The sequence below is a fragment of the Streptomyces sp. NPDC001393 genome, assembly GCF_053597455.1.
Genome location: NZ_JBSFIH010000059.1, coordinates 1 through 24,228 on the forward strand (window position 1 = coordinate 1; position 24,228 = coordinate 24,228).

Here is a 24,228-nt window from a genome sequence, read left to right on the forward strand (position 1 = left end):
GCGCTTCCCTTCGGTGTTTCCGACTCTATCAGATCTTTTCTCGATCCGATTTCCTCGGTGCTTTCCAGGTTCCCGCTCTCGCGTTTCCCTTTCCGACGATTCCGACTCTATCAGATCCTTTCGGCGTCTGACTCCCAGTCAGCGGGCTTGTCTTCCCGGCCGCTGGGCCGTTCCGACGAGTGAGACTTTAGCGGATTCCGTGCTCCCGAGCTAATCGGGGGCTGCGTCCTTTCGAACGCGGATTCCTCATTCCGTAAATAAGCACGCCAAAGCACTCGGCGCCGGAGCGTCGATTGCTGGTTGCTACTTGCGGAGTGGCTGTCCGGGGACCGACCGAGATCGGCGCTCACGTCGGACAACCCGGAGAACATTACGGATCGGCGTGGCGAGTGTCAACTCTTGCCCCTGGTGCACTCCGGGGGCGTACGCTGGTGGGCATGACGACGCGTACGTGTACCCAGCTTTGGTGGGCCGCCTGACGGCGGCCGTACTCACGTATGCATCCAACGGCCGCCGCCTCGGCGGCCGTTCTCGTATCTCCTCCGGACTCCGGGGGCCGGCCGCAGGAGCGGCGGTCTCGACCAGGAGGTGGAGTGGAGATGACACGGGTCTTCAGCGGGATCCAGCCGACCGGGCACCTGACCCTGGGCAACTACCTGGGAGCCCTGCGGCGGTGGGTGGAGGCGGACCAGCACCAGGCCGACTCGGTGTTCTGCGTCGTGGATCTGCACGCGCTGACGGTGGACCAGGATCCTGCGCGATTGCTCAGGCTCAGTCGGCAGACGGCGACGCTGATGCTGGCGGCCGGGCTCGATCCCGAGGTCTGCACAGTGTTCCTGCAGAGCCATGTCGACGAGCACACGAGACTGTCGTACCTGCTGGAGTGCGTGGCGACCGACGGTGAGATGCGCCGGATGATCCAGTACAAGGAGAAGACCGCGAAGGTCCGCGAGCGCGGCGGGACCGTGCGGCTGTCGCTGCTGACGTATCCGGTGCTGATGGCGGCGGACATCCTGGGATACGGCGCGGACGAGGTGCCGGTCGGGGACGACCAGGTGCAGCACGTCGAGCTGGCGCGGGATCTGGCGGTGCGGTTCAACCAGCGGTACGGGCACACGTTCGTGGTGCCGAGGGCGACGCGGCCGGCGGTCGCGGCGCGGGTGATGAACCTGCAGAACCCGGCGTCGAAGATGGGGAAGTCGGACGAGTCGGGGCTGGGGGTCGTCTATCTGCTCGACGAACCGGACGACGTGCGGAAGAAGGTCATGCGGGCCGTCACCGACAGCGGGCGGGACGTGGAGTACGACAGGGAGGGGCGGCCGGGAGTCGCGAACCTCCTGGAGATTCTCGCTGCGTGCACGGGTGGGAACCCTGAGTCACTGGCGAGCGTTTACCACTCGTACGGCGCCTTGAAGAAGGACACCGCGGAGGCGGTGGTGGAGGTCCTCGGGCCCGTGCAGGCCAGGCACAGGGAGCTGTGCGCCGATCCTGCCTATGTGGAGGGGGTGCTGCGGGATGGTGCGGAGAAGGCGAGGGCGATGGCGCGGCCGACCGTCGATGCGGCCTATCGGGCGATCGGGCTCTTGCCGCCGGTGTTCGAGACGGCGCTGAGCGCGGCCGGCCGTTAGGACGGTCAGGGCCTGCCGGGCCGGCTCGGGCTTGCGGGCTCGGGCTTGCGGGGGCGGGCGGCTGCGGGTGAGCCGTGGCCCCCGGCGCCGGGTCAGTCCTTCTTGCCGGAGGCGAGTTCGCGGCTGCGGTCGCGGGCGGCTTCGAGGGCGGCGATGAGGGCGGCTCGTACGCCGTGGTTCTCCAGTTCGCGGATGGCGTTGATCGTCGTACCGGCCGGGGAGGTGACGTTCTCGCGGAGCTTGACGGGGTGTTCGCCGCTGTCGCGGAGCATCACGGCGGCGCCGATGGCGGACTGGACGATGAGGTCGTGGGCCTTGTCGCGGGGCAGGCCGAGCAGGATGCCGGCGTCGGTCATGGCCTCGACCAGGTAGAAGAAGTACGCGGGGCCGGAGCCGGACAGGGCGGTGCAGGCGTCCTGCTGGGTCTCGGGGACGCGGAGTGTCTTGCCGACGGCACCGAAGATCTCCTCGGCGTGCGCGAGGTGTTCCTCGGTGGCGTGGCTGCCGGCGGAGATGACCGACATGGCCTCGTCGACCAGGGCGGGGGTGTTGGTCATGACGCGGACGACCGGGGTGCCTGCGGCCAGGCGCTCCTCGAAGAAGGAGGTGGGGATACCGGCGGCGCCGCTGATGATCAGGCGGTCGGCGGGGACGTGGGGGGCGAGCTCGTCCAGGAGGGTGCCCATGTCCTGCGGCTTGACCGTGAGGATGAGAGTGTCGGCGGTCTTGGCGGCCTCGGCGTTGGTGACCGGGCTGACTCCGTAACGGGTGCGGAGTTCTTCGGCTCGTTCGGGGCGGCGGGCGGTGACCAGGAGGTCGGCGGGGGCCCAGCCGGCCCGGATCATTCCGCTGAGCAGGGCTTCGCCGATCTTGCCGGTGCCGAGGACTGCGACTTTCTGGCTCATGGGGTTCAGTCTGGCACCGGGGTCAGGGGCGGCGGTCGGTTGTCCGGTGGGCGGAACGGGGACCGGGCGGGCAGGGGTTCCGCCTGCCCGGGCCGGCGGGGGTGCCAGCTATTCGGTACGCCGTCGTAGGGTCGCCGCCCCCAGCGCCAGCACCAGCAGCGCGCAGCCGGCCACGATCAGGACGTCCCGCACGAAGGTGGCCGTCATGTCGGTGTGCCGGAGGACCTGGTTCATGCCGTCGACGGCGTACGACATGGGCAGGACGTCGGAGATGGCCTCCAGGACGGGGTGCATGTTCGAGCGGGCCGTGAACAGGCCGCAGAGGAGGAGCTGGGGGAAGATCACCGCGGGCATGAACTGGACCGCCTGGAACTCGGAGGCGGCGAAGGCCGAGACGAAGAGCCCCAGGGCCGTGCCGAGCAGGGCGTCGAGGAGGGCGACGAGGAGGAGCAGCCAGGGTGAGCCGGTGACGTCGAGGCCGAGCACCCACAGGGCGAGTCCGGTGGCGAGGGCGGACTGGACGATGGCGAGCGTGCCGAAGGCGAGGGCGTAGCCGGCGATGAGGTCGGCCTTGCCGAGGGGCATGGCGAGGAGGCGTTCGAGGGTGCCGGAGGTGCGTTCGCGCAGGGTGGCGATGGAGGTGACCAGGAACATCGTGATCAGCGGGAAGATGCCGAGCAGGGATGCGCCGATGTTGTCGAAGGTGCGGGGGCTGCCGTCGAAGACATAGCGCAGCAGGATCAGCATCAGGCACGGGACGAGGATCATCAGCGCGATGGTGCGTGGGTCGTTGCGGAGCTGGCGCAGGACCCGGGCGGCGGTGGCGGTGGTGCGGCCTGCGTTGATGACGCCGGTCGGGGCGGGGGCGGTCGTGCTGCTCATCGTGCTGATCGTGCTCATCGGGTGCTCTCCTTGGGGCGGGCTGCCGCGGCTGCCTCGTCGACGAGGTGGAGGAAGGCGGCCTCGACGGTGTCGCTGCCGGTGCGGGTGCGCAGGGCGTCCGGGGAGTCGTCCGCGAGGATCTCGCCGTCGCGCATGAGGAGGAGGCGGTGGCAGCGCTCGGCCTCGTCCATGACGTGGGAGGAGACGAGGAGGGTTGCGCCGCGGGTGGCGGCGATGTCGTGGAAGAGCTTCCACAGGTCGCGGCGCAGGACCGGGTCGAGACCGACGGTGGGTTCGTCCAGGACGAGGAGTTCCGGGGCGCCGAGCAGGGCCACGGCCAGGGAGACACGGTTGCGCTGGCCGCCGGAGAGGTTGCCGGCGAGTGCGTCGGCGTGGCTGGTGAGGTCGACGTCGGTGATGGCGCGGATGACGTGGTGGTGGCGGCGTTCGGCGGCCGCGCGGCCGGGGTCGAGGATCGCGGCGAAGTACTCCAGGTTCTGGCGGACGGTCAGGTCGTCGTAGACGGAGGCGTCCTGGGTGACATAGCCGATGCGCGTGCGCAGGGCGGGGTGGCCGGCCGGGTGGCCGAGGACCTGAAGGGTGCCGGTGACCTTGGCCTGGGTGCCCACGATCGAGCGCATGAGGGTCGACTTGCCGCATCCGGAAGGACCGAGCAGGCCGGTGACCTGGCCGCGGGGCACCGAGAAGTCGAGGTGGTGGAGGACGGTGCGGGGGCCGCGGACGACGGTGAGGTCGTGGGCTTGGACGGCCGCGGTGGAGGGCTGGGGTGGCGGGTCCGGCACGTAATTCATCATGTGATGAATAATCTGCCCGGACAGCCTGCGCGTCAAGGGCCCGGCCGGGCATACGCGCGTGAGCGGCGGCCGGGACGAACCCGGCCGCCGCTCGGAGGGCGCTTCTTCGCTGAAATCAGGGCTTGGTGGCGACGAGCAGAAGGACGTCGTACGTCTCCTCGACGACGCCGTCCGGGAAGACCTTCAGCAGGTGGGCGCGCTCCTGTTCCAGGAAGGCGCTCCTGCGGTCCTCGGGGGTGAGGAGGAAGGCCGAGTGGCTGCCGATGTTCGCGAGGTGGGTGTCGATCGTGACGCGGCGGCTCCAGCGGACGTCGCGGCGGGTGAAGTCCAGGCGTCCGCTGGGGTCGGCCAGGTCCGTGCGCTCGCCGGCCTTGCGCTTCTCGGCGGCGACGTCCACACCGAGGAAGCAGCCGGTGCGGTCGGCGGCCTCGGCGATCCAGTCGATGTCGAGCGCGTCGGTGTTCCACCACAGCGCCAGCGCGCCGCCCGGCCGCAGCACCCGCAGCGCCTCCGGTACCGAGCGGGCGGTGTCGGTCCAGTGCCAGGCCTGGGCGTAGGTCACGAAGTCGGCGTGCGCGTCGGCGATGGGGAGGGCGTCGCCGTTGCCGCGGACGATCGGGAGATGGGGCAGCCCGCGGCGGAACTCGGCGGTCATGCCCTCACCGGGCTCGACGGCGAGCACGTCGGCGCCGCGGGCCTGCAGGAGGGCGGTCGCGATGCCGGTACCGGCCCCGACGTCCACGACCCTGGCGCCGGACAGCGACCGGCCGGCCAGTTCCTCGACGGCGTCGAAGAGGGCGGGCGGGTAGGAGGGGCGGTTCGCGGCGTACTGGGCGGCGGCGACGTTGAAGGAGTGCGCGCGGGTCGTGGGCGAGGGCGGGGGCTGATGGGGCGGTTGCGTCGCGGTCATACGGCCATGGTGGGGGCGACGGGGAGGCGACGACAGCGGGTTTTCGCGGCGGGACGACGTGCAGGTCTCACCAGCACCGCCGCAGCCACATCAACACCACCGGGAGCCCGCGTCACCGGCCCCCTTCTTCACCCGACCGCCGAAGGCCCCCGTCACCGCCGCCGTTTCTTCTTCGACGGGTTGCCGGTGCGGCGGGAGGAGCGGCGGGCGTGGTCCTCGCGGGCCTTGTCGTACTCCTCGCGGTGCAGCTTCTCGCCCGGGGCCTCGGTGAGGGAGCGGAGGAAGTAGGCGAGTAGGGAGCCGACGAAACCGATGGCGAGCAGGCCGCGCAGGGAGGCCTGGCGCTGGGGGTCGTGGCGCTTGTCGAAGCCCTCCCAGGTGTTGCGGAAGGCGAGCGCGCTGCAGATCGCGAACATGGCGATGATCAGCACGGTCACGAAGGCGCCGGTGTCGGCGATCCGGATGCCCTCGTAGGCGAAGCGGAGGACCAGGCAGGAGGCGACGGCCGCGGCGAGCGAGCCGACGGCGACGCCGGCGCGACGGGCCGCGTAGCCGTTGTCGTGGTTCACCCAGGTGGTGCCGAAGAAGCGGAGTGGCTCGGGCTTCGGGCCACCGTTCGGGACCGCGCCGTCTGGGGAGCCCGCCGGGGTGTCCGGGGTGCCGGTTTCGTCGCTCACGGAACGATTATGGCGCCGGGCGCGGGCGGGCTCCGGACGGGGGCCGTCAGGCGCAGCGCGAGGCGATGTAGCCGTCGCTGCCGGTCTGGACGTAGGCGTCGGAGACGTACTCGCCGTTGTCGATGTTGTCCCAGATGTTCGTCGTGCCGTAAGGGCCCGAGACCGTCGTGCCCGGAGCCTGGCAGTAGATCGGTACGTGCATGCCCTCGGGCAGGACGCGTACGATCCCGTAGTTGGTGCCCGGGCCACTGCGGACGTTGAGGCGGACGCCCGGAGCGACCGCGTAGGTGCGTATGGTCGCCTGCGCCGTCATCGCATCGTCCCCGGCACCGGCCCCGGCCCCGGCCTCTTCGGCACGGTCGACAGACATGTGAAACCTCCCCGTTGAACCCATGGCCTGAACCCATGGCCGCCATGGGCGTCAGTGATCCCCGTGATCGAGTCGCAGCGCATGTGCGCGCAACCCGCGCGCGCAGGCTAGCAAGCCGCCTCCGTGTCGCACGAGTCATCGACTAGGCTCCGTGCGTCGCGCGCGCGGACGAACAGCACGGGGGTGGTCGCATGGCGCCACGCGGGAACACGGGAGCGGGCGCGGAAGCGGAACTTCCCGAGTACGCCGGTCACTATCGACTGGAGGAACGCCTGGGTTCGGGCGGCATGGGTGTCGTCCACCTGGCGCGCAGCACCTCCGGGATGAAGCTCGCGGTGAAGGTCGTACACGCCGAGTTCGCCAGGGATCCCGAGTTCAGGGGCCGTTTCCGGCAGGAGGTGGCCGCCGCCCGGAGGGTGAGCGGTGCCTTCACCGCGCCGGTCGTGGACGCCGATCCGGAGGCCGAACGGCCGTGGATGGCCACGCTGTTCATTCCCGGGCCCACTCTCTCCGAGCACGTCAAGCGGAACGGTCCGATGCCGGCCGCGCAGGTGCGGCGGCTCATGGCCGGGCTCGCCGAGGCGCTGCGCGACATCCATCGGGTCGGCGTCGTGCACCGGGACCTGAAGCCGAGCAATGTGCTGCTGGCCGAGGACGGGCCGAAGGTCATCGACTTCGGGATCTCCCGGCCGAAGGACAGCGAACTGCGCACCGAGACCGGGAAGTTGATCGGCACGCCGCCTTTCATGGCGCCGGAGCAGTTCCGGCGGCCGCGGGAGGTGGGCCCTGCGGCGGACGTCTTCGCGCTGGGGTCGGTGATGGTGCACGCGGCGACCGGGCGCGGGCCGTTCGACTCCGACAGCCCGTACGTCGTCGCCTATCAGGTCGTGCACGACGAGCCCGATCTGACCGGGATGCCGGAGGGGCTCGCGCCGCTGGTGCTCCGCTGTCTGGCCAAGGAGCCCGAGGGGCGGCCGACGCCGGACGAGCTGATGCGGGAGCTGCGGTCGGTGGCGGCCTCGTACGACACGCAGGCGTTCATACCGGCTCAGCGTACGGGCGGCGACGGGCCGGGGGCGCCGCGGTCGACCGCCGAGGAGCAGCCGGGGCCGGCGGTCAGCAGGCGCGTCGGCAGGAGGGTGGCGATGGGCGCCGGGGCACTCGGGCTCGCCGTGGCCGCCGCGTTGGCCTCGGTCCAGATGATCGGGGGTGGCGGCCGTGCTCCGGCCGGCCCGAGCCCGCACACGAGGACGGCCGCGTTCAGCTCCTGGCGGGCCGAGCCGACGCCCGAGGCCTCGGGGATGCCGCAGTGCGCGTACGGGGCGGGGACGGTGTTCTGCGCACGGTCCGGTGCCGTCTTCGCGCTCTCCCCTGCCGACGGAAAGCTCCTGTGGCATCGCTCCGCTCCCGCCGGACCCGCGTGCGGGCCGCCGGTTCCGGCGGACTCCCTCGTGCAGTTCTGCACGGACGGCGGCTCCCTGCTGACGGCACGCGACCCCCGCTCCGGCGACGAGGTGTGGCAGCGGCGGCTGCGCCATGGCACGACGGTCCGGCACGCCGGCGGCACGGTCCTGATCACGGGTGCCGACGGAACGGTCACCGGTGTGGACGGCAGGTCGGGCCGTACGACGTGGCACCGGCGCCTGCCCGGCTACAGCGCGCCGTCCCTCGTCTCCTTTGCCGGGGATCCGCTGGCGTACGCGACCACCTCGTCCGAGGACGGGGGGCACACGCATGTGGCCGCGGTGGATCCGGCCACGGGTGCGGTGCGCTGGGAGGCATCGCTGGACGGCATGCTGCAGCCCGTCGGCAGCCAGGGCGGTTCCCTGTTCTTCCTGTCCCTCGACAAGACCTCGGCCGCGAACGCCGTGGTCCGCTACATGCCGGCCTCGAAGTCGTCGCGCCGGGTGGTGCTGCCGGTCCCGCGTGTGTCGCCGCAGGCCACCGCGCACGGCGACACGGTGTACCTGCTGGCCGCGGGCGGCTCGCTGGAAGCCGTCGGCCTGGACGCGGGCAAGCGGCTGTGGCACCTGGAAACGTCCGTCAGTCGTGGTTCCGCCCCGGTCGGGGACGGTGCGCACGTCTACTTCACCGCTGCCGACGGGCGCCTGCTGGCCGTCGACGCACGCGACGGGCGGCTCGTCGGGCAGACTCCGCCGCGGCTCGGTGCCGACGCGGGCGAGGTGACCGCCGAACTGCCGGCCCCCTCGGTCGTGGACGGCCGCGTCTACTCCGGCGCCCCCGACGGAACCGTCTTCGCCGTGGCCGCACGCGATCCGGCCGACTGGTGACACGGCGAGGGGCCGCCCCCACCGGAGGCGGCCCCTGGGGTGGTACGGCTGCTCAGCCCAGCTTGGTCACGTCCCGCACCGCGCCCTTGTCGGCGCTGGTGGCCATCGCGGCGTAGGCCTTCAGCGCCGCCGAGACCTTGCGGTCGCGGTTCTTCGGGGCGTACACGCCGTTCAGGGACTGCTCGCGGCGGGCGAGTTCGGCCTCGTCGACCAGGAGCTCGATCGTCCGGTTCGGGATGTCGATGCGGATGCGGTCGCCGTCCTGGACCAGGGCGATGGTGCCGCCGGAGGCCGCCTCGGGGGAGGCGTGGCCGATGGACAGGCCCGAGGTGCCGCCGGAGAAGCGGCCGTCGGTGATCAGGGCGCAGGTCTTGCCCAGGCCGCGGCCCTTCAGGTACGAGGTCGGGTAGAGCATCTCCTGCATGCCGGGGCCGCCCTTGGGGCCCTCGTAGCGGATGACGACGACGTCGCCGTCCGTCACCTCGTGGGTGAGGATGCGCTGGACGGCCTCCTCCTGGGACTCGCAGACGACCGCCGGGCCCTCGAAGGTCCAGATCGACTCGTCCACGCCGGCCGTCTTCACCACGCAGCCGTCGACGGCCAGGTTGCCCTTGAGGACCGCCAGGCCGCCGTCCTTGGAGTACGCGTGCTCGACCGAGCGGATGCAGCCGCCCTCCGCGTCCTCGTCCAGGGCCGCCCAGCGCTCGGACTGGGAGAAGGCCTCGGCGGAGCGGACGCAGCCGGGTGCCGCGTGCCACAGCTCGACCGCCTCCTGCGAGGGCGAGCCGCCGCGGACGTCCCAGGTCTTCAGCCAGTCGGCCAGGGACGGACTGTGGACGGCGTGGACGTCCTCGTTGAGAAGGCCCGCGCGGTGGAGTTCACCGAGGAGGGCGGGGATGCCGCCGGCCCGGTGCACGTCCTCCATGTAGTACGTGCGGTTCTTCGCCACGTTGGGAGCGACCTTCGCCAGGCACGGCACGCGGCGGGAGACGGCGTCGATCTGCTCCAGGCCGAAGGGGACGCCCGCCTCCTGGGCGGCGGCCAGCAGGTGCAGGATCGTGTTGGTGGAGCCGCCCATCGCGATGTCCAGGGCCATGGCGTTCTCGAAGGCCTGGAAGGTGGCGATGTTGAGGGGCAGGACCGAGTCGTCGTCCTGCTCGTAGTAGCGGCGGGTGAGGTCCATGACCGTGCGGGCGGCGTCGACGTAGAGCTGCTTGCGCGCGGTGTGGGTGGCGAGGACCGAGCCGTTGCCGGGCAGGGACAGGCCGATCGCCTCGGTCAGGCAGTTCATCGAGTTGGCCGTGAACATGCCGGAACAGCTGCCGCAGGTCGGGCAGGCGTTCTCCTCGATCCGGAGGATGTCCTCGTCGGAGATCTTGTCGTTGACGGCGTCGGAGATCGCGTCGACCAGGTCGAGCGTGCGGACCGTGCCGTCGACCAGGGTGGCGCGGCCGGACTCCATCGGGCCGCCGGAGACGAAGACGGTCGGGATGTTCAGGCGCAGGGCGGCCAGCAGCATGCCCGGGGTGATCTTGTCGCAGTTGGAGATGCAGACCAGGGCGTCGGCGCAGTGGGCCTCGACCATGTACTCCACCGAGTCCGCGATCAGGTCGCGGGAGGGCAGGGAGTACAGCATGCCGCCGTGGCCCATCGCGATGCCGTCGTCCACGGCGATCGTGTTGAACTCGCGGGGGATGCCGCCCGCCTCCGTGATCGCCTCGCTGACGATCCGGCCGACCGGCTGCAGATGGGTGTGGCCCGGCACGAACTCGGTGAAGGAGTTCGCGACCGCGATGACCGGCTTCCGGCCGATGTCCGCACCCGGTACACCGGAGGCGCGCATCAGGGCGCGGGCGCCCGCCATGTTGCGGCCGTGGGTGACTGTGCGGGACCTCAGCTCGGGCATCGTCGCTCGCTCCTTCAGAGACTGCGATCAGAGAGACTTCTGACTGGTTACGAGCGTACGCCGATGCTCCAAACCCTGGACACGGTTGTCCGGAATGCGGGACACGTGTTTCATCCCGCCGCCGGTCTCACCTGACCGTGAGGTGGTGCTGCACGACCGGTGCGACGCGCGCGATGATCTGCTCCAGGTCCGCGGAGGCCAGCGGCTCCAGTTTGATCACGTAGCGCATCATCGCCGCGCCCACCAGCTGGGCGGCGGCCAGCTCGGCGCGCAGCTCCGGGTCCGGCAGATCCACCCGGGCGGCGATGCGGCGCAGCAGCTGGGAGGCGATCAGGCGGCGGAACACGGCGGCCGCGGTCTCGTTGTTGACGGCCGAGCGGACGATCGCGAGGAGCGGCGTACGGGTCGTGGGGTTCTCCCAGACGCCGAAGATGAAACGGGTCAGCCGCTCCCCCACCCCGTCCAGGGAGCCGGCGGCCACCGCGTCGGGCGCGTTCAGCGCGGGCGCGAAGGCCACCGCGATCGCCGCCTCGAAGACCTGCTCCTTGGTCCCGAAGTAGTGGTGGACCAGTGCGGAGTCCACGCCGGCCGCCTTGGCGATACCGCGCACGGACGTCTTCTCGTACCCGCGCTCGGAGAACTCCGCGCGGGCGGCGGAGAGGATGCGGTCACGGGTGTCCCCGGACTCGGCCCGCGGGGGGCGGCCTCTTCGGCGGGCCGTCGGCTCCTTCCCGGCGGGAGGCAGGGGCTCGCTCATGGCCGCAGTGTCGCTCATCGCCGGGGCACCCGTACCGCCGACGACAGGTGCTTGCGGGTGAAGGCCAGGGCCTCGGCGAGGTCGGCCTCGCGCTCGGCGCTGGACATCGCCCGGCGGGTGTTGACCTCGATGACGACATGGCCGTCGAACCCGGAGGGGGTCAGGTGCTCCAGCACCTCGGCGCAGGGCTGGGTGCCGCGGCCGGGCACCAGGTGCTCGTCCTTGGCCGAGCCCCGGCCGTCGGCGAGGTGCACATGGCCGAGGCGGTCGCCCATGCGGCCGATCATCTCCAGGGCGTCCGCACGGGCCGTCGCCGTGTGGCTGAGATCGATCGTGAAGTGCCGGTAGTCGTGCTGGGTGACATCCCAGTCCGGGGCGTAGGCGAGCATCTCGCGGTCGCGGTAGCGCCACGGGTACATGTTCTCGACGGCGAACCGCACGTCCGTCTCGTCGGCCATCCGCCAGATCCCGTCGACGAAGTCGCGCGCGTACTGCCGCTGCCAGCGGAAGGGCGGGTGTACGACGACGGTGGAGGCGCCCAGCTTCTCGGCGGCGGCCCGGGCCCGCTGCAGCTTGACCCACGGGTCCGTGGACCAGACCCGCTGGGTGATCAGCAGGCAGGGGGCGTGGACCGCCAGGACCGGGATGCCGTGGTAGTCCGACAGCCGGCGCAGCGCCTCGATGTCCTGGCTGACCGGGTCGGTCCACACCATGACTTCGACGCCGTCGTACCCGAGGCGCGCGGCGATCTCGAAGGCCGTCGCGGTGGACTCCGGGTATACCGAGGCCGTCGACAGCGCGATCTGCACGTCCGTTGGTTCAGCCACGTGCGTCACCTTACGGCGTGGAGCAGTGCCGGTGCCGGGTGCCTATTCGCCGTTGTGATGTTTGCCATGCGTGCGGGTGCGGGTTGTCCTGGGCCGGTCGCGCCCACGCGGCGGAGCCGCATATCGATACAGCCCCGCGCCCCTCAGGCTTCTAATCCGAACCCATGTGATCAAGGCGCCGCAAGATGACGCCCTCACGCAGAGCCCAAGGGCAGATCTCCACGTTCTCCACCCCGAACAGGTCCATCGCGCCCTCGGCCACCAGGGCGCCGGCGAGCAGCTGGCCGGCGCGGCCGTCGGAGACGCCGGGGAGCTCGGCGCGCTGGTCGACCGTCATGCCGGCCAGGCGCGGGACCCAGGCCTCCAGGGACTCACGTTTGAGTTCCCGCTGGACGTAGAGGCCCTCGGCGCTGCGGGCGGCGCCGGCGATGCGGGCGAGCTGCTTGAAGGTCTTGGAGGTGGCGACCACGTGGTCGGGGGCGCCGAAGCGGCTGAACTCGCCGACCGTGCGGGCGATCTCGGTACGGACGTGGCGGCGCAGGGCGCGCACGGCCTCGGGGGTGGGCGGGTCGCCCGGCAGCCAGCCCGCGGTGAGCCGGCCGGCGCCGAGCGGCAGGGAGACGGCCGTGTCCGGCTCCTCGTCTATGCCGAAGGCGATCTCCAGGGAGCCGCCGCCGATGTCCAGGACCAGCAGCTTTCCGGCGGACCAGCCGAACCAGCGGCGGACGGCGAGGAAGGTCAGGCGGGCCTCCTCCTCGCCGGTGAGGACCTGGAGTCGTACGCCGGTCTCCTCCTCCACGCGCGTGAGGACGTCGTCGGCGTTGGTGGCCTCCCGCACGGCGGATGTCGCGAACGGCAGCAGGTCCTCGACGCCCTTGTCCTCGGCGGCCTGGAGGGCGTCCTGTACGACGGCGACCAGCTGGTGGATGCCGTGGTCGTCGATGGCTCCGCTGTCGTCGAGCAGTTGGGCCAGCCGCAGTTCGGCCTTGTGCGAATGCGCGGGCAGCGGGCGCGCGCCGGGGTGGGCGTCCACCACCAGCAGATGCACCGTGTTCGAACCCACGTCCAGGACACCGAGTCTCATATACGGAACGCTACTGCCAGATCGTCCGCCGACGGTCCCCGGAGCGGTCCTCGGCCCTTTACCCTGGACGGGTGCCGAAGACGAAAAAGGCGAAGGATCACAAATCCTCCAAGGGATCGAAGGATTCTGCGCAGGCGAAGGCGTCGTCCGTGTCCGAGAAACCCACGAAGTCGAAGAAGGCCCCGAAGGTGAGCGACGAGAAGGGGCTCGACTTCGCGCGCGCCTGGGTGGAGTTTCCCGATCCTGCGGACGACGAGCAGGTCTTCCGCTGCGATCTGACATGGCTGACCTCTCGCTGGAACTGCATCTTCGGCAGCGGCTGCCAGGGCATCCAGGCGGGCCGCGCGGACGACGGGTGCTGCTCGCTGGGCGCGCACTTCTCGGACGAGGACGACGAGAAGCGGGTCGCCGAGCATGTGGCACGGCTCACGCCGGAGATCTGGCAGCACCACGCCGAGGGCACCCGCAACGGCTGGGTCTCCACGGACGAGGAGGGCTCCCGCCAGACCCGCCCGTTCCAGGGGTCGTGCATCTTCCAGAACCGCCCAGGGTTCGCGGGCGGGGCGGGCTGCTCCCTCCACATCCTCGCGCTGCGGGAGGGCCGGGAGCCGCTGGAGACCAAGCCGGACGTGTGCTGGCAGCTGCCGATCCGGCGGACCTACGACTGGATCGACCGCCCCGACGACACGCGGGTTCTGCAGGTGTCGATCGGCGAGTACGACCGCCGGGGCTGGGGTCCGGGCGGGCACGACCTGCACTGGTGGTGCACCTCGGCGACCTCCGCACACGGCGCGGGCGAGCCGGTGTACGTCTCCTACCGGGCGGAGCTGACCGAGCTGATGGGCAAGGCCGGCTACGACCGCCTGGCCGAGCTCTGCGAACAGCGGCTGGCGTCCCAGCTGCCGCTGGTCGCCCCCCACCCGGCCGACCCGGCCGCGTAACTCCCGAGCCCGTAACTTCAGCCCCACCGCCCTCTCAGCCCCCACTGTTCTGGTCCCCCGAGCTTTCCTGACGCACCTCACTCCTAGCCCACCCCTAGCCCCCCGACGGGCTGGGCGTCTCGCTGCCGGACGGCGTCCCCGTGGGTGTCGGCGTCGGGGAGTCAGGGGGTGAGGTCGGGTCGGTGGAGGTGCTGGGCGGGGTGGTCGGTGGTGTCGGTTGGGTCGACGGGGGGTTGGTGGGCGGTGTGGCCGGAGGGGTGGAGGTGGGGGCTGAGGAGGAGGCCGGCGGGGGTGTGGGGTAGCGGGTGGGGGCCGTGCCGTAGCCGTCGATGGTGACCACCGCTCCGGCCGGGGAGATCGCCACCCGCGCGTCCCAGTGTCCGGAGGGCTCGCGGAGGTGGTCCACGTACACCTTGATCGTCAACGTCCGGCCCGGGTCCAGGGTTCCCGTGGACTGGCTCAGGTACAGCCAGGGCGCCGAGGTGGAGGCGGACCAGTGGACCGCTGAGGAGCCGGAGGAGGCGAGGGTGATCAGGGTGGTGTCGCCGTCGTTCGCCGCGCTGACTTCGAGCCTGCCGGCACCCTTGTGTCCCGCTCCGGTCACGCTGACGACCTCCACGGAGACGTCGGCCTTGCCGTCCTCGCCGATGTGGGCGCCGGGCTTCACGCTCGCGTTCCCGGCGTTCTCGTAGCCGCCGGCCGTGTCGCTGCCGAGGGAGTCGGGGCCCTGGGCCTCATGCGCGGTGGCGGAGGGGCCTTCGCCGTCTGCCGTCGGCGCGCCCCGGTAGGCGGCCCACAGGGCCAGGACGGGGGCGGCCACCACCGTGGCGACGACCGTCGTCGTCACGGCACGCGCGCGTAGCCGGTCGCGGCGGGCCGCGCGGTCCTTGGGGTCCATCGGGAAGCCGCGCCGGTCGAAGCGGGGTGCCGCCGCGCCACGCGCGCGTGGGTGGTGGGTCAGGGCCATGTGGAGGGCCGCGCGGGGAGCCTCCAGGACGGGCAGTTCGGCAGGGGTGACCGTGGCGCCGGGCCAGCGGCCGGGCACGGCGCGCTCGGCGGTGCGGCGACATCGCGGGCAGTCGTCCACGTGCCGGACCAGTTCGCGGCGCAGAGCCGTGGAGAGGACCAGCCCGCTGTCCCCTGTGAGGTGGGCCACGCTGGGGCAGCCGCCGGTCTCGACCACGGCGAGGGCCGCGCGGGTGCGTTCGACCTCGCAGGCGGCGGAGGCGAGCAGGTCGCGCGCGGCCTGCGGTGTCATGCCGAGGACGGCGGCGACCTCGTGCGCGGCCAGGTGGTGGCGGACGGCCAGCTCCAGTGCCTCGCGCTGCTCGGGGGTCGTACCGGCCGCCTCCGGCCAGGCCAGCAGGGCCAGTTCGCGGCGCCGCTGCTCCTGGTTCTGCGGGGAGACGGGCGGTTCGGGGACGCCGCTCGCCGCCTTGGCGCGGCCCGCCGCGTGGGTGGCCTGACGTTTCTGCTTGGCCTCGGCCAGCTTGCGCAGGCACGCCCAGCGGGCCAGCGCATACAGCCAGGCCCTGCGGTCGCCTCCGGCCTCCGGGGCGCGGTGGCCGCGCCGCTCGGCCAGGGCGAGGACGTCGCCGAGGGCGGCGGTGGCCGCGTCGTGGTCGCACAGCACCGACAGACAGTAGGTGAACAGCCCGTCCAGGTACGGTTCGTAGCGCGCCGGCGGCCGCTGGGCGAGGGTGCGCGCGGCGGCGCGGTCGCGCCCCTCCCGCACCTCGCGGGCCTCTCCTGCTTCGCGCCCCTCCCGCGCCGCTCGTGCTTCACGTGCCTCGCCGCGCGCCCCGTGCGCGCCGGGGCTGCGGGTGGTCGTCTCCGTACTACTGCTCATCACCCGTGCGACCGTAGGCGGCCGCGGAGTGCGCCTTCTCGAAGCTTGAGCACTTTTAATCCGTACGGGTGAAACGATCCCTCATAAGGGGACAGGAACCCTTTGTTCCGTGGCCCGAACCCGGCGGGTGGTGGCCGATACCGGTTCACCCGTCCACGGCCCGGGGACCCGTTGTCAGTGCCGCGGGCTACGGTTTCCGCATGGCTGCCCGTACCAGGACCACCAAGGACCGCCCGTCCTACCGCTGCACCGAGTGCGGCTGGCAGACGGCCAAGTGGCTCGGCCGCTGCCCCGAGTGCCAGGCATGGGGCACGGTCGAGGAGTACGGCGCGCCCGCGGTCCGTACGACGGCACCGGGCCGTGTGACCTCGTCCGCCCTGCCCATCGGCCAGGTCGACGGCCGGCAGGCCACCGCCCGCTCGACCGGCGTGCCCGAGCTGGACCGGGTGCTGGGCGGCGGCCTGGTGCCCGGCGCGGTGGTGCTGCTCGCGGGCGAGCCCGGCGTCGGCAAGTCCACGCTGCTGCTGGACGTGGCCGCCAAGTCCGCGAGCGCCGAGCACCGCACCCTCTATGTGACCGGCGAGGAGTCCGCGAGCCAGGTGCGGCTGCGCGCGGACCGCATCGGCGCCCTCCACGAGGAGCTGTACCTGGCCGCCGAGACCGATCTGTCCGCCGTGCTCGGCCACTTGGACGAGGTCAAGCCCTCCCTGCTGATCCTCGACTCGGTCCAGACGGTCGCCTCCCCGCAGATCGAGGGCGCGCCCGGCGGAATGGCCCAGGTGAGGGAGGTCGCGGGCGCGCTCATCCGCGCCTCCAAGGAGCGCGGGATGTCCACGCTCCTCGTGGGCCACGTCACGAAGGACGGCGCGATCGCGGGCCCCCGCCTGCTGGAGCACCTGGTGGACGTCGTCCTGCACTTCGAGGGCGACCGGCACGCGCGCCTGCGCCTGGTGCGCGGCGTGAAGAACCGCTACGGCGCCACGGACGAGGTCGGCTGCTTCGAGCTGCACGACGAGGGCATCACGGGCCTTGCCGACCCCAGCGGACTGTTCCTGACCCGCCGCGACGAACCGGTCCCCGGCACCTGCCTCACCGTCACCCTGGAGGGCCGCCGCCCGCTGGTGGCCGAGGTGCAGGCGCTGACCGTGGACTCCCAGATCCCCTCCCCGCGGCGTACGACCTCGGGCCTGGAGACCTCGCGCGTGTCGATGATGCTGGCCGTCCTGGAGCAGCGCGGCCGGATCAGCGCGCTCGGCAAGCGGGACATCTACTCCGCGACGGTCGGCGGGGTGAAGCTGTCGGAGCCGGCCGCCGACCTCGCCATCGCCCTCGCGCTGGCCTCCGCCGCCAGCGACACCCCGCTGCCGAAGAACCTGGTCGCGATCGGCGAGGTGGGCCTCGCGGGCGAGGTGAGACGGGTCACGGGCGTGCAGCGCAGGCTCGCCGAGGCGCACCGGCTGGGCTTCACGCACGCGCTGGTGCCGACCGATCCGGGCAAGGTGCCGGCCGGTATGAAGGTGCTGGAAGTCGCCGACATGGGGGACGCGCTGCGGGTGCTGCCGCGCTCCCGTCGCCGAGAGGCCCCACGGGAGGCGGAGGACCGCCGGTAGACTTTGCCCTGGTCTCGCCCGTCCGTACGAACCGAGTGCGGGTTACGGGGGCGCGTCAGAACCTGCGACCGGAGGAGTGCAGTGGCAGCCAACGACCGGGCAGCAGCTCCCGGAAAGTCCGGTGGGAGTGCCGGTTCCGATGGCCTGATGCGCGCCTCGCTGAGCGCTGTGGCTCCTGGTACGGCCCTGCGTGACGGCCTGGAGCGGGTGCTGCGCGGCAACACCGGCGGGCTGATCGTGCTGGGCTCCGACAAGACGGTCGAGGCGATGTGCACGGGCGGGTTCGTGCTGGACGTGGAGTTCACCGCGACCCGGCTGCGGGAGCTGTGCAAGCTGGACGGCGGCATCGTGCTGTCGTCGGACCTGTCGAAGATCCTGCGCGCGGGCGTGCAGCTGGTGCCGGACCCGACCATCCCCACGGAGGAGACGGGCACGCGGCACCGTACTGCGGACCGGGTCAGCAAGCAGGTCGGCTTCCCCGTGGTCTCCGTCTCCCAGTCGATGCGGCTGATCGCCCTGTACGTCGACGGTCAGCGGCGCGTCCTGGAGGACTCGGCGGCGATCCTGTCCCGCGCGAACCAGGCGCTGGCCACGCTGGAGCGGTACAAGCTGCGACTGGACGAGGTGGCCGGCACGCTCTCGGCGCTGGAGATCGAGGACCTGGTGACGGTGCGGGACGTGTCCGCGGTCGCGCAGCGCCTGGAGATGGTCCGGCGCATCGCCACCGAGATCGCCGAATACGTGGTCGAGCTGGGCACCGACGGCCGTCTTCTCGCGCTCCAGCTGGAGGAGTTGATCGCCGGGGTCGAGCCCGACCGTGAGCTGGTCGTCCGGGACTATGTCCCCGAGCCGACGGCGAAGCGTTCCCGCACGGTCGAGGAGGCGCTGTCCGAGCTGGACGCGCTGACCCACGCGGAGCTGCTCGAACTCGGCACGGTGGCGCGGGCGCTGGGCTACACGGGTTCGCCGGAGACCCTCGACTCCGCGGTGTCCCCGCGGGGCTTCCGGCTGCTGGCCAAGGTTCCGCGCCTGCCGGGCGCGATCATCGACCGGCTGGTGGAACACTTCGGCGGCCTGCAGAAGCTGCTCGCCGCGAGCGTGGACGACCTGCAGACCGTGGACGGCGTGGGCGAGGCCCGGGCAAGGAGCGTGCGGGAGGGTTTGTCGCGTTTGGCCGAGTCGTCCATCCTGGAGCGGTACGTCTAGGTTCGAGCCGGACGCCTAATAGCTCGGGGGCGTGCGTCATTCTGCGACTGCGGGTCCGTTGTGGTTGTTCGCGGCACTCACCCGCACCCGACGACGAACCCGCGCCACCCCAACCCTGAGCCGGCTCAGTCGGCCGACAGCACGAACGACGTCCGCATCGTCGCGAACCCCGGTGCCTTCGCCTCCAGCAGATACGTACCCGCCCCCGCCGAACCCCCGGAGGGCGTCGCACACTGCGCCGCGCTCGGCCTGCGGTCCCACGTCACGGTGTAGGTGATGCTCTGCCCCGCCGGCACCCGGAACACCAGGTTCCCCGAGCTCTTGGGACAGTCGGCCGAGGACCACAGCGGGTGGCTTCCGTCCGCCGGCGTGATGGTCAACACCGCGCTCTTCGGCCCGAGATCGACCTTGCAGTCCGCGGAGGAGCCGTTCTTCGCGGTGAGTTGGAAGGTCGGCGTCTGGTCCGGCGAGTAGGAGTTGTGCAGGCTGCGCAGGCTCAGCGTCACCGCGGAGGAGGTGCAGCCGGGTAGCGAGGAGGACGCCGGGAGCGTGTCGCCCGTACCGACGTTGCCGCCCGCGGACGCCGTACCCGAGCCACCGCCGGAACCGGAGGATCCGGCAGAGCCGGTGTCGGAGCCGCTGCCGCCGGAACCGGAATCGCCCCCACCGGAGCCGCCGCCCGAATCGCCGCGTCCGCCCGGGTGTTGACTGATCGCGGGCCCGGACGAGGAGGGCCCCGGCGTGATGGTCTGCGCGGGATTCTTGCCGTCGGACCCGCCGGCGTTCTTCTTGCCGCCCCCGCCGCCGGCGGTGGCCAGCCACGTGATCAGCAGCGCCAACACCGCGACCACCGACAGCAGTACGACCCTCCTTCGCCAGTAGATGGAGGAGGGAAGCGGCCCGACCGGATTGCGCAGAGATCCCACGGCGGAAACTGTACGAGAGATCGCCGTACTTGCTTGCCCCACCCGCCGCGCCGGCACCAACTTTTCCGGATCATCATCCCGGCAACTGCCGTGACACCCAGGGCGCTTCACCCTTCAGCACGCTCGGTGACCGCGCCGTCACCCTTCACGCATGCCGAGCCGTGGCAGGATCGGAAGGCCATGACTGAGAAGCTGCACACCCCCGTGATCGCCTGGTTCGACGCCCACGCCCGCGACCTCCCCTGGCGCCGCCCGCAGGCGGGCCCGTGGGGTGTGATGGTCAGCGAGTTCATGCTCCAGCAGACCCCGGTCAACCGGGTGCTGCCCCTCTACGAGGAGTGGCTGGCCCGCTGGCCCCGCCCCGCGGACCTGGCGAAGGAGGCGCCGGGCGAGGCGGTGCGCGCGTGGGGCCGGCTCGGCTATCCGCGCCGGGCGCTGCGGCTGCACGGCGCCGCGGTGGCCATAACGGAACGGCACGGCGGCGACGTACCGACGGATCACGCGCAGCTGCTGGCGCTGCCCGGCATCGGCGAGTACACGGCCGCCGCGGTGGCCTCGTTCGCCTACGGGCAGCGGCACCCGGTGCTGGACACCAATGTGCGCCGGGTCTTCGCGCGGGCGGTGACGGGGGTGCAGTACCCGCCGAACGCGACCACGGCCGCCGAGCGCAGGCTCGCCCGCGAGCTGCTGCCCGAGGACGAGCGGACGGCCGCGCGCTGGGCCGCGGCCTCCATGGAGCTGGGCGCGCTGGTGTGCACCGCGAAGAACGAGGAGTGCGCGCGTTGCCCGATCGCCGGGCAGTGCGCCTGGCGGCTGGCCGGCAAGCCGGAGCACGAGGGACCGCCGCGCCGCGGGCAGACGTACGCCGGCACGGACCGGCAGGTGCGCGGCAAGCTGCTCGCCGTGCTGCGGGAGGCGCACGCGCCGGTGCCGCAGGCGGTGTTGGACCGGGTGTGGCACGAGCCGGTGCAGCGCGCCCGCGCGCTCGACGGGCTCGTCGCGGACGGTCTGGTGGAGCCGCTCCCGGACGGCCTCTATCGGCTGCCTCTCAGCTGACGCACAGCCAAGTCACAGCCATCCGGCCTCTGTTACGGACCAAATTGGCCGACAAAGGCCCACGTAAAGGGACATAACGGTCACCACCTTTACCCCGTTCCTACGGCTGTTACACAACCGACGGATAGCCGATTGCTAGCCGCAGGCTGGTTCGGACAGCGCCGTGACAACCACTGCCTAACTTCTTTTCCGTGCCCGGCAGACCACCGGACACGGGGAACGCAGGACTTCAGGCACAGGCCGGAGTAAACGGGGAACGGAGGCGGTTGATCATGGCGCAGGGCGAGGTGCTCGAGTTCGAGGAGTACGTCCGCACCCGGCAGGACGCGCTGCTGCGCAGCGCGCGTCGGCTGGTACCGGACCCGGTCGACGCCCAGGACCTGCTGCAGACGGCGCTCGTGCGGACGTACGGCCGCTGGGAGGGCATCGCGGACAAGCGGCTCGCCGATGCCTACCTGCGCCGGGTCATGATCAACACCCGTACCGAGTGGTGGCGGGCGCGCAAGCTGGAGGAGGTCCCGACCGAGCAGCTGCCGGACGCGTCCGTGGACGACTCCACCGAGCAGCACGCCGACCGGGCGCTGCTGATGGACATCATGAAGGTACTCGCGCCGAAACAGCGCAGTGTTGTAGTACTGCGACACTGGGAGCAGATGTCCACTGAGGAGACGGCCGCAGCCCTCGGCATGTCGGCCGGTACGGTCAAGAGCACGCTGCACCGGGCGCTCGCCCGGCTCCGCGAGGAGCTGGAGGCCCGCGATCTGGACGCACGCGCGCTGGAGCGTGAGGAGCGGGAGCGTTGCGCGGCCTGACCGGGGCCGGGCCCGACCGGGCCCGAGGCAGTTCACAGGCGGTGATCGCGGTGGGGGCCGCGCTCGCCGCCATCGCCCTTTTCGTCGCCGCGTGCGGCACGGGGGGCACGGGCACCCGGGACGAGGGCCCGGCGCACGCGTCGGCGGTCGCGGGAGCCGTCGCCTCCGCCAGCCCGAGCCCGAGCCCGAGCACCGGTTACCGGCGGGTGGACGCGGTCTCGCTGCTCAAGAAGGATCCGGCGGTCTCGGCGACGGTGAAGCGTCAGCTGAAGCCCTGCAGCGGCGACAACTACCCGGTCGAGGTCACCTACGGCTTTCTGACCGGCGGTTCCGTCAACGACGTCCTGATCAACGTGTCGGACTGCGGTGACTGGCTGGGCATCGGCACGTACGTGTACCGGGATGTCGGGGGCACGTACGAGAATGTGTTCAAGGCGGAGGATTCGCCGGTCGTCGCGGAGATCGACGGCACCGACCTGACCGTGACCAAGCAGGTCTACGACACGAACGACACGCTGTCGAACCCGTCCAGGGAGACCGTGATCACGTACTGGTGGAAGGCGGGCCGGTTCACCGAGCACTACCGGCACGACACCTACTACAGCAAGACCGGCGGCGACGCCTCCACGCCGGACAACTGACCCCCACCTGCACGCACACCACGAGGACTGAGAGCACCGGGATGGCAGACCAGACCCACGTCCTGTTCGTCGAGGACGACGACGTCATCCGAGAGGCCACCCAGCTCGCCCTGGAGCGGGACGGCTTCGCGGTCACCGCCATGCCCGACGGCCTGTCGGGCCTGGAGGCGTTCCGGGCGAACCGCCCCGACATCGCCCTGTTGGACGTCATGGTGCCGGGTCTGGACGGGGTCAGCCTGTGCCGTCGTATCCGGGACGAGTCGACCGTGCCGGTGATCATGCTGTCGGCGCGCGCCGACTCCATCGACGTCGTCCTCGGCCTGGAGGCCGGCGCCGACGACTATGTGACCAAGCCGTTCGACGGCGCCGTGCTGGTCGCGCGGATCCGGGCGGTGCTGCGCCGCTTCGGGCACGCGGGCGGCGGCGACCGCAGCGAGGCGGTCGAGGACACGGTGACCGGGGGCGTGCTCACCTTCGGGGACCTGGAGATCGACACCGAGGGCATGGAGGTGCGCCGGGCCGGGCAGCCGGTCGCGCTCACCCCCACCGAGATGCGGCTGCTGCTGGAGTTCTCCTCGGCGCCGGGCACCGTCCTCTCCCGCGACAAGCTGCTGGAGCGGGTCTGGGACTACGGCTGGGGCGGGGACACCCGGGTCGTCGACGTGCATGTGCAGCGGCTTCGCCAGAAGATCGGCCAGGACCGGATCGAGACGGTCCGCGGCTTCGGCTACAAGCTGAAGGCCTGAGCGGGGCGCCATGCGGGGGATCCTTCGCAATCCGGTCCGGCGCATGGAGCGCGTGGGCCTGCACACCGGACTCAGATGGAAGCTCAGCGCGGCGATCGCGCTGGTCGCCGGCCTGGTGGCGATCACGCTGAGCCTGGTCGTGCACAACGCGGCCCGGGTCTCGATGCTCGACAACGCGCGCGACCTGGCCAATCAACGGCTCCAGTGGGCGCAGCGCAACTACGAGACGATCCGGCGGCCGAACTTCCCGAACATCAAGATCGACGACCCCGAGCTGCCGCACTCGCTGCGCGAGAAGATGGAGCAGGGCAGGAAGGCCAGCGATGTCGTCGAGCACGGCGGGGTGCCGGACATCTGGGCGGCCCTGCCGACCAAGGACGGACATGTGCTGTCCACGCACGGCCCCCTGCCGGACCGCTCCACCGACGTGATGAAGGACCTCGATTCGGCCCTGGTCATCGGCTCCGTCGCGGTCGTGTTCGGCGGCAGCGCACTCGGCGTGCTGATCGGCGGGCAGCTCTCCGGGCGGCTGCGCAAGGCGGCCGCCGCCGCGAACCAGGTCGCCAAGGGCGAGACAGACGTCCGGGTGCGGGAGGCCATCGGCGGGGTCGTACGGGACGAGACCGACGATCTCGCGCGTGCGGTGGACGCCATGGCGGACGCGCTGCAGCAGCGCCTCGAGGCCGAGCGGCGGGTCACCGCCGACATCGCGCACGAACTGCGCACGCCCGTCACCGGCCTGCTCACGGCCGCCGAACTGCTCCCCCCGGGCCGCCCGACCGAACTCGTCCTGGACCGGGCGAAGGCCATGCGCACGCTCGTCGAGGACGTCCTGGAGGTGGCCCGCCTGGACGGCGCCTCGGAGCGGGCGGAGCTGCAGGACATCATGCTCGGCGAGTTCGTCACCCGGCGCGTGGCCGCCAAGGACCCGGAGATCGAGGTACGGGTGGTGCACGAGTCGGAGGTCACCACCGACCCGCGCCGGCTGGAGCGGGTTCTGTTCAACCTGCTCGCCAACGCCGCCCGGCACGGCAAGCCGCCGATCGAGGTGACCGTCGAGGGCCGGGTCATCCGGGTCCGCGACCACGGTCCCGGCTTCCCCGAGGAACTGCTCGCCGAGGGGCCGAGCCGCTTCCGCACGGGCAGCAAGGACCGCGCCGGTACGGGCCACGGGCTGGGCCTGACCATCGCGGCGGGCCAGGCCCGGGTCCTGGGCGCCCGCCTCACCTTCCGCAACGTACGCCCCGTGAGCGCCCCGGCCGGCATCCCGGCGGAGGGCGCGGTGGCGGTGCTGTGGCTGCCGGAACACGCACCGACGGCGACGGGGAGCCATCCGATGCTGCCGGTGTCGGGGGGAACGGGCTGAGGGCCTCGCGAGGGCGGACAGCC

22 protein-coding genes are annotated in these 24,228 nt (G+C 71.7%); 10 read left to right on the forward strand and 12 right to left on the reverse strand.

Annotation, left to right across the window (positions count from 1 at the left end; translation table 11 throughout):
- The first annotated feature begins 599 nt into the window (after positions 1 to 599).
- Positions 600 to 1,628, forward strand: a complete 1,029-nt coding sequence (trpS, locus tag ACWC2T_RS38190; RefSeq protein WP_450674926.1) for a tryptophan--tRNA ligase — start codon at positions 600 to 602, stop codon at positions 1,626 to 1,628.
- Positions 1,629 to 1,720: 92 nt separating this feature from the next.
- Here the strand turns inward: trpS and proC are convergent, their stop codons facing one another.
- The 6 genes from proC to ACWC2T_RS38220 all read right to left on the reverse strand — a co-directional run bounded on the left by proC (position 1,721) and on the right by ACWC2T_RS38220 (position 6,187).
- Positions 1,721 to 2,533, reverse strand: a complete 813-nt coding sequence (gene proC, locus ACWC2T_RS38195) for a pyrroline-5-carboxylate reductase (protein ID WP_351215921.1) — start codon at positions 2,531 to 2,533, stop codon at positions 1,721 to 1,723.
- A gap of 108 nt (positions 2,534 to 2,641) precedes the next feature.
- Entirely contained in the window at positions 2,642 to 3,433 is a 792-nt protein-coding gene (locus ACWC2T_RS38200) for an ABC transporter permease (RefSeq protein ID WP_450674927.1), read from the reverse strand.
- On the reverse strand, positions 3,430 to 4,230 hold the full coding sequence (locus ACWC2T_RS38205; RefSeq protein ID WP_450674928.1) for an ABC transporter ATP-binding protein: 801 nt from the start codon (positions 4,228 to 4,230) through the stop codon (positions 3,430 to 3,432). The genes ACWC2T_RS38200 and ACWC2T_RS38205 overlap by 4 nt, the downstream gene beginning before the upstream one ends.
- Before the next feature lie 115 nt (positions 4,231 to 4,345).
- Positions 4,346 to 5,140 (reverse strand): class I SAM-dependent methyltransferase, encoded by a 795-nt coding sequence (locus ACWC2T_RS38210; protein ID WP_450674929.1) that lies wholly within the window; start codon positions 5,138 to 5,140, stop codon positions 4,346 to 4,348.
- Positions 5,141 to 5,292: 152 nt separating this feature from the next.
- Positions 5,293 to 5,817, reverse strand: coding sequence for an EamA/RhaT family transporter (locus tag ACWC2T_RS38215; protein WP_450674930.1), 525 nt, complete (start codon positions 5,815 to 5,817; stop codon positions 5,293 to 5,295).
- Positions 5,818 to 5,863: 46 nt separating this feature from the next.
- Positions 5,864 to 6,187, reverse strand: a complete 324-nt coding sequence (locus tag ACWC2T_RS38220) for an SH3 domain-containing protein (RefSeq protein ID WP_450674931.1) — start codon at positions 6,185 to 6,187, stop codon at positions 5,864 to 5,866.
- Between the two features lie 191 nt (positions 6,188 to 6,378).
- Here ACWC2T_RS38220 and ACWC2T_RS38225 point away from each other — a divergent pair, with 191 nt between their 5' ends.
- Positions 6,379 to 8,478: a serine/threonine-protein kinase gene (locus ACWC2T_RS38225; protein ID WP_450674932.1), complete on the forward strand. Its 2,100-nt coding sequence runs from the start codon at positions 6,379 to 6,381 to the stop codon at positions 8,476 to 8,478.
- 52 nt (positions 8,479 to 8,530) lie between these two features.
- On the opposite strand, the gene ilvD is transcribed toward ACWC2T_RS38225, so the two are convergent.
- The 4 genes from ilvD to ACWC2T_RS38245 form a co-directional block, all read right to left on the reverse strand.
- Positions 8,531 to 10,384 (reverse strand): dihydroxy-acid dehydratase, encoded by a 1,854-nt coding sequence (gene ilvD / locus ACWC2T_RS38230; protein ID WP_450674933.1) that lies wholly within the window; start codon positions 10,382 to 10,384, stop codon positions 8,531 to 8,533.
- Between the two features lie 127 nt (positions 10,385 to 10,511).
- Positions 10,512 to 11,141: a TetR/AcrR family transcriptional regulator gene (locus tag ACWC2T_RS38235; protein WP_450674934.1), complete on the reverse strand. Its 630-nt coding sequence runs from the start codon at positions 11,139 to 11,141 to the stop codon at positions 10,512 to 10,514.
- A 14-nt stretch (positions 11,142 to 11,155) separates the two neighbouring features.
- Positions 11,156 to 11,977 carry a sugar phosphate isomerase/epimerase family protein gene (locus tag ACWC2T_RS38240; protein ID WP_450674935.1) on the reverse strand — a complete coding sequence of 274 codons (822 nt, stop codon included), beginning with the start codon at positions 11,975 to 11,977 and terminating at the stop codon, positions 11,156 to 11,158.
- A gap of 142 nt (positions 11,978 to 12,119) precedes the next feature.
- Positions 12,120 to 13,052, reverse strand: a complete 933-nt coding sequence (locus ACWC2T_RS38245) for a Ppx/GppA phosphatase family protein (protein ID WP_450674936.1) — start codon at positions 13,050 to 13,052, stop codon at positions 12,120 to 12,122.
- A gap of 149 nt (positions 13,053 to 13,201) precedes the next feature.
- Here ACWC2T_RS38245 and ACWC2T_RS38250 point away from each other — a divergent pair, with 149 nt between their 5' ends.
- Complete coding sequence (locus ACWC2T_RS38250; protein WP_450674937.1) at positions 13,202 to 13,993, forward strand: hypothetical protein; 792 nt, start codon at positions 13,202 to 13,204, stop codon at positions 13,991 to 13,993.
- Between the two features lie 94 nt (positions 13,994 to 14,087).
- On the opposite strand, the gene ACWC2T_RS38255 is transcribed toward ACWC2T_RS38250, so the two are convergent.
- Positions 14,088 to 15,842 carry a BACON domain-containing protein gene (locus tag ACWC2T_RS38255; RefSeq protein ID WP_450674938.1) on the reverse strand — a complete coding sequence of 585 codons (1,755 nt, stop codon included), beginning with the start codon at positions 15,840 to 15,842 and terminating at the stop codon, positions 14,088 to 14,090.
- Between the two features lie 200 nt (positions 15,843 to 16,042).
- Here ACWC2T_RS38255 and radA point away from each other — a divergent pair, with 200 nt between their 5' ends.
- Together radA and disA are read left to right on the forward strand one after the other, a co-directional pair.
- Positions 16,043 to 17,452, forward strand: a complete 1,410-nt coding sequence (radA, locus tag ACWC2T_RS38260) for a DNA repair protein RadA (protein ID WP_450674939.1) — start codon at positions 16,043 to 16,045, stop codon at positions 17,450 to 17,452.
- 81 nt (positions 17,453 to 17,533) lie between these two features.
- Complete coding sequence (gene disA, locus ACWC2T_RS38265) at positions 17,534 to 18,658, forward strand: DNA integrity scanning diadenylate cyclase DisA (protein WP_067052714.1); 1,125 nt, start codon at positions 17,534 to 17,536, stop codon at positions 18,656 to 18,658.
- A 125-nt stretch (positions 18,659 to 18,783) separates the two neighbouring features.
- Here disA and ACWC2T_RS38270 read toward each other — a convergent pair whose 3' ends face one another.
- Positions 18,784 to 19,584 (reverse strand): hypothetical protein, encoded by an 801-nt coding sequence (locus ACWC2T_RS38270; protein ID WP_450674940.1) that lies wholly within the window; start codon positions 19,582 to 19,584, stop codon positions 18,784 to 18,786.
- 180 nt (positions 19,585 to 19,764) lie between these two features.
- Here ACWC2T_RS38270 and ACWC2T_RS38275 point away from each other — a divergent pair, with 180 nt between their 5' ends.
- The 5 genes from ACWC2T_RS38275 (at position 19,765) to cseC (ending at position 24,205) form a co-directional block, all read left to right on the forward strand.
- Complete coding sequence (locus ACWC2T_RS38275) at positions 19,765 to 20,640, forward strand: A/G-specific adenine glycosylase (protein WP_450674941.1); 876 nt, start codon at positions 19,765 to 19,767, stop codon at positions 20,638 to 20,640.
- A 272-nt stretch (positions 20,641 to 20,912) separates the two neighbouring features.
- Entirely contained in the window at positions 20,913 to 21,452 is a 540-nt protein-coding gene (locus ACWC2T_RS38280; protein WP_067006350.1) for a SigE family RNA polymerase sigma factor, read from the forward strand.
- Positions 21,440 to 22,093: a hypothetical protein gene (locus ACWC2T_RS38285; RefSeq protein WP_450674942.1), complete on the forward strand. Its 654-nt coding sequence runs from the start codon at positions 21,440 to 21,442 to the stop codon at positions 22,091 to 22,093. The genes ACWC2T_RS38280 and ACWC2T_RS38285 overlap by 13 nt, the downstream gene beginning before the upstream one ends.
- Before the next feature lie 41 nt (positions 22,094 to 22,134).
- A complete protein-coding gene (cseB, locus tag ACWC2T_RS38290) occupies positions 22,135 to 22,839 on the forward strand; it encodes a two-component system response regulator CseB (protein ID WP_450674943.1) in 705 nt (234 codons plus the stop codon).
- 10 nt (positions 22,840 to 22,849) lie between these two features.
- Positions 22,850 to 24,205, forward strand: coding sequence for a two-component system sensor histidine kinase CseC (gene cseC / locus ACWC2T_RS38295; protein ID WP_450674944.1), 1,356 nt, complete (start codon positions 22,850 to 22,852; stop codon positions 24,203 to 24,205).
- The last annotated feature ends 23 nt before the right edge of the window (positions 24,206 to 24,228 follow it).